The 15,150-nt window shown below is 44.2% G+C and carries 12 protein-coding genes, 3 tRNA genes, 1 other RNA gene and 1 pseudogene; 6 read left to right on the top strand and 11 right to left on the bottom strand.

The window, feature by feature from the left end; genetic code table 11:
• Positions 1–111: 111 nt before the first annotated feature.
• On the top strand, positions 112–852 hold the full coding sequence (locus tag NOS7524_RS20445) for a M50 family metallopeptidase (protein ID WP_015140383.1): 741 nt from the start codon (positions 112–114) through the stop codon (positions 850–852).
• Between the two features lie 9 nt (positions 853–861).
• On the opposite strand, the gene NOS7524_RS20440 is transcribed toward NOS7524_RS20445, so the two are convergent.
• A complete protein-coding gene (locus tag NOS7524_RS20440; RefSeq protein ID WP_015140382.1) occupies positions 862–1,833 on the bottom strand; it encodes a D-Ala-D-Ala carboxypeptidase family metallohydrolase in 972 nt (323 codons plus the stop codon).
• Between the two features lie 125 nt (positions 1,834–1,958).
• Here NOS7524_RS20440 and NOS7524_RS30785 point away from each other — a divergent pair.
• Together NOS7524_RS30785 and NOS7524_RS20435 are read left to right on the top strand one after the other, a co-directional pair.
• Positions 1,959–2,054 (top strand): annotated as a pseudogene (locus NOS7524_RS30785) (M50 family metallopeptidase); the annotation flags it as partial.
• A gap of 174 nt (positions 2,055–2,228) precedes the next feature.
• Positions 2,229–3,377, top strand: a complete 1,149-nt coding sequence (locus NOS7524_RS20435; RefSeq protein ID WP_015140381.1) for a SpoIID/LytB domain-containing protein — start codon at positions 2,229–2,231, stop codon at positions 3,375–3,377.
• 133 nt (positions 3,378–3,510) lie between these two features.
• On the opposite strand, the gene ssrA is transcribed toward NOS7524_RS20435, so the two are convergent.
• From ssrA to murA, 6 genes are all read right to left on the bottom strand, one after another.
• Positions 3,511–3,903: a transfer-messenger RNA gene (ssrA, locus tag NOS7524_RS28050) on the bottom strand.
• 196 nt (positions 3,904–4,099) lie between these two features.
• Positions 4,100–4,318 (bottom strand): hypothetical protein, encoded by a 219-nt coding sequence (locus tag NOS7524_RS20430; RefSeq protein ID WP_015140380.1) that lies wholly within the window; start codon positions 4,316–4,318, stop codon positions 4,100–4,102.
• 30 nt (positions 4,319–4,348) lie between these two features.
• Positions 4,349–4,432: transfer RNA gene (locus tag NOS7524_RS20425), tRNA-Leu, on the bottom strand.
• A 131-nt stretch (positions 4,433–4,563) separates the two neighbouring features.
• The gene (locus NOS7524_RS20420) at positions 4,564–5,661 is read right to left on the bottom strand and encodes an alpha-hydroxy acid oxidase (protein ID WP_015140379.1); all 1,098 of its coding nucleotides are present in this window, start codon (positions 5,659–5,661) and stop codon (positions 4,564–4,566) included.
• A 63-nt stretch (positions 5,662–5,724) separates the two neighbouring features.
• Positions 5,725–6,600, bottom strand: coding sequence for a M48 family metallopeptidase (locus NOS7524_RS20415; RefSeq protein WP_015140378.1), 876 nt, complete (start codon positions 6,598–6,600; stop codon positions 5,725–5,727).
• 562 nt (positions 6,601–7,162) lie between these two features.
• Positions 7,163–8,542: a UDP-N-acetylglucosamine 1-carboxyvinyltransferase gene (gene murA, locus NOS7524_RS20410; RefSeq protein WP_015140377.1), complete on the bottom strand. Its 1,380-nt coding sequence runs from the start codon at positions 8,540–8,542 to the stop codon at positions 7,163–7,165.
• A gap of 410 nt (positions 8,543–8,952) precedes the next feature.
• Between murA and NOS7524_RS20405 the strand changes: the two genes are divergently transcribed.
• Both NOS7524_RS20405 and NOS7524_RS20400 read left to right on the top strand, forming a co-directional pair.
• Positions 8,953–9,034 (top strand) — tRNA-Leu (locus tag NOS7524_RS20405).
• An 80-nt stretch (positions 9,035–9,114) separates the two neighbouring features.
• The gene (locus tag NOS7524_RS20400; protein ID WP_051039207.1) at positions 9,115–9,927 is read left to right on the top strand and encodes a TrmH family RNA methyltransferase; all 813 of its coding nucleotides are present in this window, start codon (positions 9,115–9,117) and stop codon (positions 9,925–9,927) included.
• A 28-nt stretch (positions 9,928–9,955) separates the two neighbouring features.
• On the opposite strand, the gene NOS7524_RS20395 is transcribed toward NOS7524_RS20400, so the two are convergent.
• The 4 genes from NOS7524_RS20395 to NOS7524_RS20380 all read right to left on the bottom strand — a co-directional run bounded on the left by NOS7524_RS20395 (position 9,956) and on the right by NOS7524_RS20380 (position 14,720).
• Complete coding sequence (locus tag NOS7524_RS20395) at positions 9,956–10,195, bottom strand: hypothetical protein (RefSeq protein ID WP_015140375.1); 240 nt, start codon at positions 10,193–10,195, stop codon at positions 9,956–9,958.
• Positions 10,196–10,441: 246 nt separating this feature from the next.
• On the bottom strand, positions 10,442–12,154 hold the full coding sequence (locus tag NOS7524_RS20390) for a diflavin flavoprotein (protein ID WP_041555873.1): 1,713 nt from the start codon (positions 12,152–12,154) through the stop codon (positions 10,442–10,444).
• Positions 12,155–12,341: 187 nt separating this feature from the next.
• Positions 12,342–14,060, bottom strand: a complete 1,719-nt coding sequence (locus NOS7524_RS20385; protein ID WP_015140373.1) for a diflavin flavoprotein — start codon at positions 14,058–14,060, stop codon at positions 12,342–12,344.
• A gap of 586 nt (positions 14,061–14,646) precedes the next feature.
• Positions 14,647–14,720: transfer RNA gene (locus NOS7524_RS20380), tRNA-Met, on the bottom strand.
• A 178-nt stretch (positions 14,721–14,898) separates the two neighbouring features.
• Between NOS7524_RS20380 and NOS7524_RS20375 the strand changes: the two genes are divergently transcribed.
• A complete protein-coding gene (locus NOS7524_RS20375; protein WP_015140372.1) occupies positions 14,899–15,135 on the top strand; it encodes a DNA-directed RNA polymerase subunit omega in 237 nt (78 codons plus the stop codon).
• Positions 15,136–15,150: the final 15 nt, after the last annotated feature.

Here is a 15,150-nt window from a genome sequence, read left to right as displayed (position 1 = left end):
CACCCTGTGGGTAGACTTAGGACTCCGTAAAGAAAGCAAGCTACATCTCCCCTGCCTCTTACCTGCCCAGATTAGAATAAAAATACACTTCAGAAATTCAAGTAATTACATATGAAGGAACCAAGTAACGATGGAACCTTACTCTCTAATGAAGCCCCGCCAGCATTGGAACGGATGGGACTAAGTTGGCTAGTGGGAGCAGCGATCGCTACAGCCATACTCTGGCAATTTCCAGGAGGAGATTATATTTTATACCCGTTTACCATCCTGGCAACTTGGTTTCATGAAATCGGTCATGGGTTGATGGCATTACTATTAGGGGGGCAGTTTAAACAATTACAGATTTTCAGCAATGGTTCTGGGGTAGCCACCTATGCTATTCGCTTATCTCTAGCCCCCATTGGCCCGTTTTTAGTTGCAGCTGCTGGGCCAATGGGGCCACCTATTGCTGGTGCAGTTTTAATTTTGGCTTCCCGCAGTTTTACAACCGCCTCCCTCAGTCTCAAAATTCTGGGGGGTTTTTTACTACTTTCTACATTAATTTGGGTACGTTCTTGGTTTGGATTTGTGACAATCCCCCTGTTGGGTTTAATGATTCTGGGTATTGCTTTCAAAACTCCCCGATGGACACAAGGATTTGCTGTGCAGTTTTTAGGTGTGCAAGCCTGTGTCAGTACCTACCATCAACTGAATTATTTATTTAGCCAAACTGCTGGCCCATTGGGGCTATCTGACACAGCACAGATGCAAAAATATTTGTTGTTACCTTATTGGTTTTGGGGTGGATTAATGGCGATCGCATCCTTAATTATTTTGCTGCAAAGTCTCCGTATTGCCTATAGTAAAGTATAAAAAATACTACTATTGCAAGCCACCCCATCTGATTCTTTGCGGTCGATTATCCAGATGAACTACATCTGGTTTGTCTGGATATAATCCCATACCACCAGGCCAATCTTGCAGCTGTTGTGCCAACTCTTTACCTGTGTAACCTGTAACTCGGATGTCAACTCCCCCGCCTGTGTAATGGGAGTTAGAACTAGCACCAAATCTAGGATTAAGATTGTCAGTTACATACCACCTGACAATTTCAATAGGTTTACTTAGCTGATCTTGAATTGCTTGTAGTTTTACTGCCATTTGCTCAATATTTTTGACAACACCTGAGCTAGTTGGGATACGTAAATTACCATTAGCAACGATCGCCTGTCTCCAGGTAAAAGTAGCTTCATCCACTATCCGGTGATCAAGTTTTTTCTTCCAAACGCCCTCTTCTGTTGGGGTTGCCTTAGAAATAGCTCCCACATCATTCTCTAAAATTTTTTTCTCTTCTTGTAAAGTTTTGAAGGTTTCCAAATCGCCTGTATTTTCTGCTCTTTGTATTTCATCGGGCAGTACAGCATAAATTTCGGCAATTCGTTTTTCTTTTGCCTGTCGCTCTGCATCCAATTCTTGATAATACTGTTGCCAACGCCCACGGGCATCTTCAGACAAGGTGAGGGTAGCAAAGTATTTTGCGAAGCGAATCCTATGAATTAGGCGATCGCTCATGGCTTGCTCAATAAACTTACTCAGATGCTGTTGCTCTATTTGTTGTTGATTGAGTGCAATTTGTTTGTACTGGATTTGAGCATTGATCACAGTAGAGAAGATACCCAGCAAAACAGTACCTATGACAAACTTACCAATATCTAACCAGAGTTTCAGTTTTTCCAGAGAGTTTAATGATTGTTTCGAGGCTTCTACATCGCGTAATTCTGGGTTTTCTGTAATAGGAATAGATACTGAAGAATTTTGGTCTATTGATCCTCGCTCAGATGATTGCGTAGACATAAAATTTAACTTTACGTATTAAATTTATGACGTGGTACTTAAATTTATATTATTTGTCTACTATCTAGCGATAGTTACTGAAGCTTTTTCTTAAAAATTTACAAGCGGATCTTAGACAGCAATAGTTGATTCCGCCTGACTGGTTTTGGGGTGGATTCATAGCGATCGCATCCTTGATTATTCTCGTGCAAAGTCTCCGCATCGCCTATCATTCAGTATAGATGTTAAAAAATATGACAAATTAATTGCCGATTTCTACACAGGAGATAAAGCAAAACTCATTGCATAATGATTGGGAAAGTGGCAACCTCTGATTTTGAGGAGCTGTCTTATCTTGAGTTGTGGACTGTTACAGTCCAGAGCTACAAACAGATACTTGTGATCAAATAATCAGCATGAAATTTCAACTGTTATTCGGCTCTTTATTATCCCAGACGAAAGTACGCCATTGGTGGCTAGGTATCCTATTGTGGCTAGTATTAGTGGCTCCAGCTCAAGCTTCTGTAATTTTGCGTGTGGCAATTGAGCGGGGAGTCAATCAAGTCAAAGTCGGCAGTAATACACCCGCCATTGTCAAGGATAGTAGCGGGCGCACTCTGGGAAACTTACCTGGGATGAGTGCTTTTTATGCTCAAGCTGTTCCTGGTGGCGTAGCTTTAGATAAATGGCAGTCTGGTTTATTTTGGATTGAACCCACAGGAAAAGAAGGATTAGTTTATATTGGCGATCGCTGGTTTCGGGGGAGAACTTTGGTGATCCCCTCCGAAAAAGGTTTAGATGTCGTTAACTGGGTAGATTTAGAAGAGTATCTCTACAGTGTCATTGGTGGCGAAATGAGTTCTAGTTGGCCGCAAGAAGCTCTCAAAGCTCAAGCGATCGCGGCTCGTACCTATGCCCTCTACAAGCGGGAACAACAGCGTAGAAACCCAGTTTACGATTTAGGCGACAGTCCAGATCGCTGGCAAATTTATAAAGGGGTAAGCAGTGAATCTCCCGCCACTTATACCGCAGTTGATAATACTGCTGGGCAAGTCCTCACATATAACAATAATCTGATTCTCTCAGTCTTCCATGCTTGTTCAGGAGGACATACCGAAAACGTAGAAGATGTTTGGGGTAATCCTCTTCCTTACCTACGTGCAGTTCAAGATTTCGATCAAAATATTAAAGAATGTAATTGGGAAAGAAGCTTTACTCCTGCTGAAATTAGCGCCAGAATTTCTGGTGTAGGCAATGTTAAAGATGTCGTTCCAGAAGCTTTCTCACCTTTTCGGAGTGTGAAAGCTTTAAGAATCGTTGGGGACAAAGGCTCAAAAGTCATTAAGGGTGAGGCAGTACGTACTGCCCTCAAACTTAGAAGTACCCGTTTTAATGTGACTAGGAGAGAAGATGGTAGTTTTATACTCCAAGGTTTAGGCTTTGGGCATGGTTTAGGCATGAGCCAATGGGGAGCCTATAATTTAGCTTTACGCGGCGCTAACCACCTACAAATCTTAGGACATTATTATCGTGGTGTCGCCCTAACGCCAATTAAGGCGAAGTGATTGGGGATTGGGGACTGGAAACCCTCCTCCCTTGTTCTCCTAGTCCCTAGTGGAACGCTTGCGAGCTATGCAAATTGCGATCGCTCATCAAAACAAAATCCACCTAAAATTAGGTGGACTTGTTAACTATTTTTAGTGGATCCGAGCAGAGTCGAACTGCTGTCCAAATTGGGTATTGACCCCCCGCTCATTCACAGGTTTAGCCTTTCTAACCCTCAAGGCGGGAATCGTTCATTATCCCGAACGTAGGATACTCTGATTAAGTCTTAGCTAGCAAGTCAACCAGAGAATACTTGCTAGGGCATCCGTTGGGGGTTGGTCTTTAGCCTTTAACGGAGTCAGACTGAAGACGCTCGAACCTATGAGAGGTTTTTAGGCAACTGCTACAGTAGCAGGCTTACGAGCAAATTTTACGATGTTATTCGCATTTACTTTTTTTTTGAGCCTTGGATTTGCGAGAGATGACTCACTCTCGACCTGAATCACAGAGTAGCGTTCGCCAACCTGTCGAAACCGTTACGGACCCCTGTGCTTTATACATTAATTATAATACGTGATTTTTAAAATGTGTTGTGGGTCAATACTATTGGATGAGGACATCAAGCAATCATAAAACCATTACATGAATAGGTTTTGGAGTCTGTCACCCTTCGGGTTCGCCGGTCGCACCCTTACGGGAAGGCTTACGCCAACATGGGGGAAACCCCCAAGACCGCGCCGGCTCACCTGTTCCCTGCTATATCAGCAACTAAAAAAGGGAGAAGCTCTATTTGTCTTCTCCCTTGCTGGTTATTTTGGTTATTGTTTTGTTTTTCGCTATCTTTGAGTTTCTGACGTAACATTTGCCGTTGTTTTTTGAGTTGCCGCTTTCTGGCAGAGCCGCCTCTACCTTTATCGTTTCTCCCTTCGCGGCGGGGAGATTCCCATCTTTTCAGTCTCATTGTTTCACTTGTGCTTAGGTTGCTTAACAGTGGGCAGGAGGAGAATCGAACTCCTATGACCGCAAGGTCGCCACATTTTGAGTGTGGTGCGTCTACCAGTTTCGCCACCCGCCCTTGGAGGCAACTTCACTATTATAGTGCATCAAACTTGTTGAATGCAAGGAATAAATCAAAATTTCTTTTTCCTGTTACCCAGATTGTAGCCCGTGATGAAACTATGGGTTGATAGCAGAGCATTTAGCCAACTAGAACCTGACTAAACTAGGGTCAATATCTTGTAATTGTTTACAGCCACTCAGCGCCATTGCTAGATTTAACTCATTTTGTAGCAAGGAGATAACATGAGATACACCCGATTGTCCTTTTAGGGCTAATCCCCACAATATCGGCCTGCCAATTAAAACAGCGTGAGCGCCTATTGCCAGAGCCTTGAGAATATCTGTACCTCTGCGGATACCGCCATCTACGAGGATTTCTGTCCTACCATTAACAGATGTAACTATCTCAGCTAAGGCATCTAAAGAGGCGATCGCGCCATCGAGTTGTCTGCCACCATGATTAGACACTACAATTGCTTTGGCTCCATACTCTACAGCCCGCACAGCATCATCTCCTCGCAAAATGCCTTTGAGTACTAAAGGTAGGGGTGATAGGGACTGTAACCATTCTAAGTCCTGCCAAGTTAAAGCCGGGTTGAGTTGTTGGGCAAAATAACTAAATAATCCCGATTCCCCTTGTGCATGGGGAATTTCTAACCCTGAGATGGTGGACAGGTTAGCCAGATGTAACCCTGATGGTAAGACAAACTCGTTGCGTCTATCTCTCTCTCTTTGTCCTAATACGGGAGCATCCACGGTGAGACACAAAGCTTTGTAACCTGCTGCATAGGCTCTTTCCACTAAGGCGCGAGTTAATCCTCTGTCTTTGTGAATGTATAGCTGGAACCATTGCAGAGAATCGGGAAATTTCCGCCCCACATCTGCTACTGTTTCTAAGCTGGTGGTGGATAGGGTACTCAACACCATACCCACACCAGCTGAGGCTGCGGCCATTGCTGTGGCAACTTCCCCATTGGGATGAGCTAGGCACTGAAAAGCCATTGGTGCAATTAAAAGGGGGAATTCTAGGGGTTGCCCTAAAATGGTGGTCTTGAGGTTGATATGGCTAACATCTACTAGCATCCGCGGCCGTAGCTTGATGCGCTCAAAGGCAGCACGGTTATCTCGCAGGGTAATTTCATCCCATGCGCCACTGCTGTAATAGTCGAGTGCCATCTTTGACAGATGCGTTTTTGCTAGCTGTTCATATTCAAAAAGGTTGATGGGTTCTGAGGCATCTGTCATACTGACGATTTGAGTTATTGAGTTTTTTTATCTCACGCAGAGTTGCAGAGAGAATTTTTGAGTTTACCAGTTACGCCAGCCGCCTTTGGGGGGGATTTCACTGGTATGTTTTTGTCCGTGGTTTTGTAATAAGGTTTGATATTCTTGACTACTTGCCCAACGGTCTATTTCTCTGGCTCTGAGGACTGGTACGGGGTGGGTGAGTTGGGCTGTACGGGCTGATTTTACCATTTCGCCTAGTTCGGTTTTACTGATGTCGTCGTAAGCGCGAGCTTGGGCAATAAAGGCATCAAGGTTAAGTTGTGGTGCTAGGGTGGGTGAACCACCTGCTAGCTTCATCAAGACGGACATGACAACTTTCGGGTCTTGGGTGGCTAGTAATGCAGCGCGATCGCAGGTAAACTCAGCACAGCGTACCCATTCTAAAAGTTGTGCCTGTATGGCTTGGGCAACAACAGCACCAATATTAGGTACTACTGCTGCTGCTAATACTAATAAATTTACAGGTGTTAAATAAACGCTATGGTCACATTTAAGATGCCCTAACTCATGGGCAATTACTGCCTGGGTTTCCTCTGGGGTGAGGATATCAATCAGGGAGGTATGCAACACAATGAAAGGTTGCTTACCCCGCATAGCAAAAGTGTAGGCGTTAGGAGCTGGATGTTGCCTCACGTATAGTTGGGGAGGCTCTATATCTAGAACTTTGCAAGCTTCTAATAACAGTTTGTGTAAATTCGGTAGTTGTTTTTCACCTACCAAAACACTAGAAGCAATATTTTCTACATAAAAAACCTGCTCTGCCATTGGGCCGAGTAGATTACGCACTATCATATCCAAGCCTGGGATCTGCTTTAAAGCTTTGGTAGCTTCCAGGTCTAAGGGATGACGAAAAGAGTCAGCTTTTAAACCGATGAGTGAGGATTTGTACAAGGACATGATGCAGCCAGCTGGAAAAACAATAATCACAGCCTCCCACAGTTAGTATAACGATTTGGGGATTGGGCATTGGAGACTGGGGATTAGGAATTGGCGATTGGGGACAAATCAATTCAAAATAGTCTACGACATCTCTACGAGAGGCTAACGCCAACGCGTAGCGTCTCGTAGAGAAGGCTCCCCCCTACAAAATACCCCAGGGTGGTTTCATACAACGAGAGAATAATCTAGAAGCTTCTTTATTTCGTTATGCTTTCCCAAAATGTTGATAGAGAACAGACGAAGAAATAAGGGCTTTGAATTTTCTCTGGCAAGAATGAAACAACCCTGCTACAAAATACCCTACGGGTACTCTACAAGAACGCCTTTGGCGAACGCGGTAGCGTCTGTCTTCGACACGCTCCGCGAACGTAAGAGAAGCAAGCTACAAAATTCAAAATTAAAGAATGCTTGGGGATTGGTGAGTTAGGAAGAAATTCTCCCTTGTCTCCCATCACTCCCTCATCCTCCCCTGCTCCTCTGCTCCTCTGCTCCCTATCACCTGTAACCTGTAACCTACTTGTTAAGTGGAAACTGATGCTGGTGGACTGCTGCTAGTAGGAGCTACTTCTGCATCTGCTGGTACTTCCCCTAACCGCAGGATACGAGCGCCTAATTTTTGCAATTTCATATCAATTTGATCGTAGCCCCGATCAAGGTGATGCAACCCTTGAATAGTGGTTTTGCCTTCGGCTGCTAGTCCTGCTAAGACTAATGCTGCTGATGCTCTTAAGTCAGTACCAATGACTGGCGCACCAGACAGCATCGGCATTCCCCGCACAAAGGCAGTATTACCTTTAACGCGAATGTCTGCCCCTAAACGATTTAATTCGGAAGCATGACGCAAGCGATTTTCAAACACGGATTCGTTAATAATGCTGTCACCTTCTGCCAGGGTAAGTAAGGCCATGAATGGTGCTTGCATATCTGTGGGAAATCCTGGATGGGGCAAGGTTTCTATATCTGTTGCTTTCAGGGTTTCGGCGGGCAGAATCCGTAAGCAGTCTGGTCCTTCCTCAATGATTTGTACACCAATATCCCGGAGTTTGGCAATCACTGGAATTAAGTGATCCGATAGAACAGGGGATAGTGTAAGCTCAGAGCGAGTGATAGCTCCGGCTACTAAAAATGTACCTGCTTCGATGCGATCGGGAATAATGCTGTAATCGAGAGAATGCAGCTTGGGTACACCCACAATGGTAATTGTGCTGCTACCCGCACCCTGAATTTTTGCCCCCATTGCATTACAGAAGTTAGCTAAATCAACTACTTCTGGTTCTCTGGCAGCGTTTTCAATGATGGTTTCGCCATCTGCTAACGTGGCAGCCATCATCAAGGTTTCTGTTGCTCCGACGCTGGGAGTATCTAGGTAAATTTTCGCTCCTTTTAATCTGCCACCAGTACCAGGAACATAAGCATTACAAATGCCATGTTCAATCTGTACTTCAGCTCCCATTGCTTGCAGTCCTCTGACGTGCAAATCAACTGGTCTAGCTCCAATGGCACAACCTCCTGGTAATGGCATTTGTGCTACTCCCAGTCTGGCCAAAATTGGCCCTATGGCAAAAAAACTTGCCCGCAATTGCGTCACTAATTCATAGGGAGCTTTCGATGTGGCAATCTCGCTGGCATTGATATCTAAAATATCGCCTTGTCGTTTTAGACGTACACCTAATGCCGATATTACTTCAGCCATCCTTTCTACATCCGCCAATAGGGGAACGTTACGTATGCGGCAATCGCCCGAACATAGCAAGGCTCCAGCCATGATTACCAAGGCAGAATTTTTCGCCCCGCTAATTTTTACATGACCCTGCAAAGGATGCCCGCCCCATATTTGCAAGACTGAGGAGTCTACTGCAACAGCTGGTTTAGCATCTGGTAAGCTGCTAGAAGGATTAATAAGCCTACCTCCAAGATAAATACGTAATTTTATAAGTTAGAAGTTGGTTTTGATTCTACAGTAAAGAACTGATTTGTCTACATTTTGTTGCTATGACTTGTACTGTTATATTACATCTGAATTCCGATATTGAGTCTCAAAACCAGTATAGATAAGCTTTTGTAGATGTTAAATAATTATTTTCTGTGAAAAATATTTTAATTTTTACTGGCAAAATTATATACTCAGTATAATTACCGCTATATTACCTTGATACTATAGTCATCCCCTTTAATTTTTCAACTTACTTGTGTAGGTAGGGAATGGGAAGTAGGGAGCGGGGAAAAGCCATTTTTATCGAGACGGTCTTCTGCCTTTATTATTGACAAATTTAAATATTTAAGCAATAATTAGAAATTGTCGATATGCAAGCGGAACTGGCGGAATTGGCAGACGCGCTAGATTCAGGTTCTAGTGCCGCAAGGCTTCCGGGTTCAAGTCCCGGGTTCCGCATTCAAATAAGTGCTGAGTTATGAGTTGTGAGTCCTGAGAGGGAAAAATCAGCACTCTTTACTGGTAACTCAGAACCACAGATGCTAACAAGTTTACAAAATTCTCTAGTCAAGCAAATCCGTAAGTTGCACTCTACCAAGGAACGGCATAAGCAACAGTTGTTTTTGCTGGAAGGGACGCATTTGTTGGAAGAAGCTTGTGCGGTGAACTATCCTTTAGTAACGGTGTGTTGTACCCCAGAATGGCAAGCAAGCCATACAGCATTATGGGAGTTAGCTTGTAGCCGATGCGATCGCGCTGAAGTTGTTAGTCCAGAAGTGTTGAGTGCGATCGCTACTACTGTACAACCAGATGGGGTAGTAGCAACAGCAAGACAGGATGAAAAGCAACACCAAGTCCCTTATACGGGTATAGTTTTAGCCTTAGAAACCATCCAAGACCCCGGTAATTTAGGGACGATGATTCGCACGGCGGCGGCGGCTGGTGCGTCGGGGTTATGGTTGAGTCAAGATAGTGTAGATTTAGATAATCCCAAAGTGTTGCGTGCTTCGGCTGGACATTGGTTTCGTCTAGCCACGGCGGTAAGTGAAGATTTGACGGTAACAGTGCAGAATTGTCAGCAGGCGGGAATGCAGGTAATAGCAACTTTGCCCACCGCCAAGTTAACTTACTGGGAAGTAGACTGGCGAAAACCTAGTTTGATTTTACTGGGGAATGAAGGTGCTGGCTTGTCGGCAAACGTAGCAGAAATGGCAGATACCCAAGTCAAGATTCCCTTGAGTCCGGGGGTAGAATCATTGAATGTAGCGATCGCTGCTGCTTTAATGTTATATGAAGCCCAACGACAAATGCGGGGAGTGGGGAGTGGGGAGTGGGGAATGGGGAGCCAGTAGTTTTTATCCTCTGCTTCTTCAACTTCCTTCACTGGCTTTTTGTCTTTTCTTCTAGATATTTTTCAATATCAGCAACTGCGTCTTCCCAGGCTGCTAAATCAGCGTCGGTAGCATCTTCAATCTGTTCAACTGCGTTGGCGTTACCAGTAATATCTGATATCTCCTGATCATCAGTGGAATCTTCTTGTAAGATATCCTCCAACTGTTCTAGGGCTGCTTCCAAGTCTTGAGCAGCTTCTTGGCGATGTTGTTGCTGATTTGGCTCCATAATTTTGATGACAGGTGACAGGTGACAGGTGACAGGCTTTTTAGGGTAATGGTTTTATGATTACTTGATGTTTTAATCTATGATGGCAACTGCTACATAAATTTTGCCCACTTAGAATTATATTGACAGCTATTTGATGTATAAAGTTTACACACTCCGAGGCTAAACAGGTAGCCCACAAATAAAACTTGTAGAGACGTTGCCTGGCAACGTCTCCCAAACTCTCAAAATTAAGCAGTTTAGTCGTTAGTAATGCGTACCCGTTTTCCGGTGGTTAATGGCAGTCACATCATCTGGTTTGATCAGTTTACCGTTGTCAACGGTTGCATATACTACCCAGTGGTCGCCACATTCCATGCGTTGGTTCACTGAGCATTCCACGTAAGCTAAAGCATCGGTGAGAACAGTACAACCGTTTTCTGCTTCTGTAGTGGTGAAGTTAGCAAAACGGTCTTCTCCGGGTTTGAAGCTCTTACGGAAATGTTTCATGTATTCCAGATGATTACCTTCAGGTAGGATATTGAGGACAAATTTACCACCGGGATACATGAGGGATTCAATAGCTCGTTCTTTGGCAATAGCCACAGTCAAACCTGGAGGATTAAAGGTAGCTTGAGAAACCCAAGAACCCAGCATTCCTGTAGATACGTCGCCTTGCTTGGCTGTAATTACGCAAACTGAGCCGACAATTCTACCTACAGCTTGTTCTACAGGGGTCGCAACTTGTTGTGGTAAGCGGACTTTCTTAGCTTTCTTCAGGGTTTGAGCAAAGTCTGTACCGACTTCTTCACAATACTTGAGGGTAACATCGTCGGGTTTAAATTTGACTTTGAGGGTTTCCACGCCAAAGCGGTATCCGGCATCCCGGAGTTTACCTTCAATCATGTCTAAGGCTTCGCCACTCCAGCCGTAAGAACCAAACACCCCAGCTAGTTTGTTATTGTCACCAACTTTGAGGACAATACCCAAAGCGGTGTGGATGGGGGTAGGTGCATGGCCGCCGATGGTGGGGGAACCGATGAGGAAACCATCGGCCTGTTCTAAAGTTGCCTGAATTTCTTCAGGGCTAGCAAATTCACAGTTAATAGATTGGACAGCTACACCGCCTTTAGTGAGTCCGAGGGCGATCGCTTGGGCGAGAATTGCTGTATTACCATAAGCGGAAGCATAGAGTAGAGCTACAGAAATCTCTCTATCTTTTTGCGCCAAACTCCAGTCAGCATAGGCTTGGGTGAGAGCCATTAAGCTGGTACGTACCACAGGCCCATGACCGACAGCATACATTCTCACCTGTAAGTCAGAGATTTTCTCCAAAGCTGCTTCCACATGGATAGCATGGGGAGCCATTAAGCAGTTGTAGTAATAGCGTTGGTCTTCTTTGAAGGATTCCCAATGATCATCAAATACATCATCACCACAGATATGTGCGCCAAAGAGCTTATCTGTATAGAGAATCTGGGTTTGTTGGTCGTAGGTACAAAGTCCTTCCGGCCAACGGGGACTGGGGATAGGTAAGAACTTCAATACATGACCCTTACCTAAATCTAGGGTTTCTTTCCCCCGCATTGTCAAAATATTTAAGCTGTCATCTGGGAAAGCCGCACGTAAATTTGCCGCACCGGGAAGGGAGCAGACAAAGGTAATTTGCGGAGCCAGTTCTAACAGTGCCTTGAGGGTAGGTACACGGTTGGGGCTAAAATGACCCAGGATGACATAATCCAATTTTTTCAAATTGAGCGTCTGCTGTAATGCTTCTAGATAGATAACAGTGAAAGTTTCAGCAGGCGGGTCAATAATTGCAGTTTTATCACCTTCGATGACATAGCAGTTAGAAGTAGTACCTCTTTCTAAGGCATATTCAATTTCAAACCGCAAACGTGACCAACTACGCGCTCTGAGAACTTTAGTGTTTGTAGCAATCGAAAGAACTTGTACGTCACGGGGCTTGGAATCGCTCATAGTTTTTGGTTGTTTTTTATCAAAAAATTGCAAAAACCGGGTAGATTTTGCCCAGTTCTGAGTGGATTCGATGAAGCGGCTGAAATCCATATATCTTGGGGAGTAGGGAGTGGGGAGTGGGGAGTGGGGGCTGGGGATTAGGGAAAATTTTTCTTTGTCTCACCCCTCCCCTAAATCCCTTCATGATTTAGTAGTAATTACCAACCTTGCGGTGACGAACTGCGGTGAATCCGTCGGGTTTGGAAACACGACCGTCTTGTACGGTGCAGTATAAAAGCCAGTGGTCGCTGCATTCCATGCAACTTTCAACTTCGCATTCCATGTATGCTAAAGCGTCTGTGAGAATGGGTGAACCGTTTTTGGCGGTTTGGGTTCTGACTCCGGCAAAGCGGTCAGCACCGGGCAGTAAACGCTTGAGGAATTGTTTTTTGAGTTCTTGGTAATTGCCTTCTTCTAAGACGTTGAGGACGAAGCGATCGCCTACTTGCATTAAGGTATCAATGGCGCGGTCTTTGGCTACAGCAATGGTAAATCCTAAAGGTTGCAAACTTGCTTGTGCTACCCAGGAAGCTAACATGGCGCTGCTGACATCACCTTTTTTGGTGGTGACAATATACAAACCGTTGCTAATCCGTCCCAATGCCTTTTCCATGTTGACATCGAGAGATTTGATTTGCTTGATGTTGCGTTCCCGTGTCAACAACTGCCCCAAGTCTGTACCTGCTTCTGTACACAGTTGGTAAGTGGATGCTGCTGGTACGTCCTTAATCCGAATTGCAGGGAAGGCTTCTTTCACGCCCAAGTCGATAAATTTCCGGCGTAGTGTATCAATGGGTTCATCGTCACCACCGAAACACTCAAATAAGCCTACTACTTGCTTGTCTTTAGCAACTGCTAACAGTGAACTAATCCCAGCTTGAGCCGCAACGGAGGTAGTAGGAGGCATACCGATAATGATGCCAGATGCTCTACCTGCCAATTCTTGAATTTCTTGGATTTCAGCTGTGCTGAGGTCGATAAATTCTACTCCCACACCAGTTTTTTGAATACCTTCAGCGATGGCTTGACTGAGGCGATCGCTATATCCATAATCGGAGGCGTAGAACAAGCCAACTGTAGTTTCAGCTTTAGCTTGTCTTTGGCTCCAACTTTGATAGCACTCGGTTAATACATCTAGATGATGGTATAACAGAGGTCCGTGACCGTTAGCAATAATCTTTATCTTGCCCAGTTCACCCATCCGCTTCATTGCGTTCAGGAGAGAACGAGCGTTTGGCCCCATGAGGCAGTCGTAGTAAAATCTAAAGTCGGCTTCAATCGCTTCTAAATCTTCATCAAAAGTGCGATCGTCGCAGAAGTGCATCCCAAAGGCATCGCAAGTATAGATGATTTGGGTTTTGCGATCATAACTAAAAATAGTGTCAGGCCAGTGGAGGTTAGGCGCACTGACAAATTCGATTTCGTGACCTTTACCAATATCAATGCGATCGCCGCTTTTGACAATCCGCTTGGAGAAGGGATCGTGTACTAAACCTTCTAAAAATTGCAAGGCAATTTTAGAAGCTAAAACAGTGGCTCTTGGTGCTAATTGCAGCACATCTTCCACCAAACCGCTATGGTCCGGTTCTGTATGACTGACAATAATGTAATCAATAGTCTTGGGGTTAACCAGACTTTTTAGTGTGTCTAAATACAGTTGCCGAAACTTCTGGTGAGAAGTGTCGATTAAAACAGTTTGTTCGCCCCTAATTAGATATGAATTATAAGTCGTACCGTTTTGCAGTCCGAATTCGATATCGAAGCGATCGCGATCCCAGTCTAGACAACGAATCGCCGTGGTGTTAGGGGCAATTTCTACAGTTTGGACAGTTAGCCGATGCTGAACATTTCCTGCGACCGCTACCATTATTTTCTTCGTCTCCGAGCGCAAATAAACAGTATTGTTTCTCTGCCCCCATTGTGCCGCTAACTGTCATTTCAAGTTGTAATAAAAACGATATTTCCCAAAATTCAACTTGTAGCAATTATTACTATTTTTGGGAGTATTTTTTAACTCAAAAAATCTCAGAAAATCCTGGTATTTCTAGAAGTATCAAGTTGTAAATATTGATATTTCTTGGCATAATTTAAATTCCCCTATATATCATACATAACTTAATTGTCTTAGTAAGATTTCCATAACAAAAAGCATAGATTACACTACGTTTCTAGGACTAGAATTGGGATTATCCTAGTCAAGGGTGATAGCGATCGCAACTATAGCAGTCCTAAATCATTCGTGAGAAACAAGATCCCCTACTTCTCAAAGAAGTCGGGGATCTGAACACCGAAATTCTTACAAATCAGATAGGATTGCAACTATAAACAAAAAATGAGTCAAAGCATCTAGTGCTGATGGGTGCTAGATACTCTAACTTGTGTACTTGATATTTTTCTTTGAAGTGCAGCAACCCGCTATGTTCAGGTTAGTTTACTTTTCTCTTCAGTTAAAATGGCTCAGGTCGGATTTGAACCAACGACCCCAGGCTTATGAGTCCCGTGCTCTAACCAACTGAGCTACTGAGCCTTGTTTTCACACATTTCTTAATATAGCAGACAAATTAGGTTTTGGCTAGTCTCTTGCTAATAAATTTTTGGTTGTATTAGCCTGTTGACACTTCCCTAGCTACCAAAAACTGGCTTTGCTAATTTTTGATACAAAACTAGGGTGCTAAACTAGGGTATGTCCCCCAGAACCAATTACTATGCTCAAGCGTTCTAAGTTCGAGACAACCCAGTCTCAGATTATGCACCGTGCTGAGGATCTAATTAGCGCAGCCTCCAATCGCTACCGCATTACGGTTCAGGTGGCAAATCGTGCCAAACGGCGACGTTATGAAGAATTTGAAAGCGCCGAGGATGCCATGATGAAACCAGTGCTGAGAGCAATTATTGAAATGTCTGATGAATTGACACAACCAGAAATCATTGGTGAATTATAAAGTTGCTTGAGAGCA

Source organism: Nostoc sp. PCC 7524 (genome assembly GCF_000316645.1).
Lineage (GTDB): Bacteria > Cyanobacteriota > Cyanobacteriia > Cyanobacteriales > Nostocaceae > Trichormus.
This window is presented reverse-complemented; position numbering and strand designations above follow the sequence as displayed.

What these genes read in the sequence shown, in the direction of transcription:
- NOS7524_RS20400 (WP_051039207.1), top strand. Translation starts at nt 9,115, where the DNA reads ATGCTAACAAGTTTACAAAATTCTCTAGTCAAGCAAATCCGTAAGTTG.
- NOS7524_RS20430 (WP_015140380.1), bottom strand. Translation starts at nt 4,318, where the DNA reads ATGAGACTGAAAAGATGGGAATCTCCCCGCCGCGAAGGGAGAAACGAT.
- NOS7524_RS20415 (WP_015140378.1), bottom strand. Translation starts at nt 6,600, where the DNA reads ATGTCCTTGTACAAATCCTCACTCATCGGTTTAAAAGCTGACTCTTTT.
- NOS7524_RS20390 (WP_041555873.1), bottom strand. Translation starts at nt 12,154, where the DNA reads ATGAGCGATTCCAAGCCCCGTGACGTACAAGTTCTTTCGATTGCTACA.
- NOS7524_RS20440 (WP_015140382.1), bottom strand. Translation starts at nt 1,833, where the DNA reads ATGTCTACGCAATCATCTGAGCGAGGATCAATAGACCAAAATTCTTCA.
- NOS7524_RS20435 (WP_015140381.1), top strand. Translation starts at nt 2,229, where the DNA reads ATGAAATTTCAACTGTTATTCGGCTCTTTATTATCCCAGACGAAAGTA.
- NOS7524_RS20385 (WP_015140373.1), bottom strand. Translation starts at nt 14,060, where the DNA reads ATGGTAGCGGTCGCAGGAAATGTTCAGCATCGGCTAACTGTCCAAACT.
- NOS7524_RS20375 (WP_015140372.1), top strand. Translation starts at nt 14,899, where the DNA reads ATGCTCAAGCGTTCTAAGTTCGAGACAACCCAGTCTCAGATTATGCAC.
- NOS7524_RS20395 (WP_015140375.1), bottom strand. Translation starts at nt 10,195, where the DNA reads ATGGAGCCAAATCAGCAACAACATCGCCAAGAAGCTGCTCAAGACTTG.
- NOS7524_RS20420 (WP_015140379.1), bottom strand. Translation starts at nt 5,661, where the DNA reads ATGACAGATGCCTCAGAACCCATCAACCTTTTTGAATATGAACAGCTA.
- NOS7524_RS20445 (WP_015140383.1), top strand. Translation starts at nt 112, where the DNA reads ATGAAGGAACCAAGTAACGATGGAACCTTACTCTCTAATGAAGCCCCG.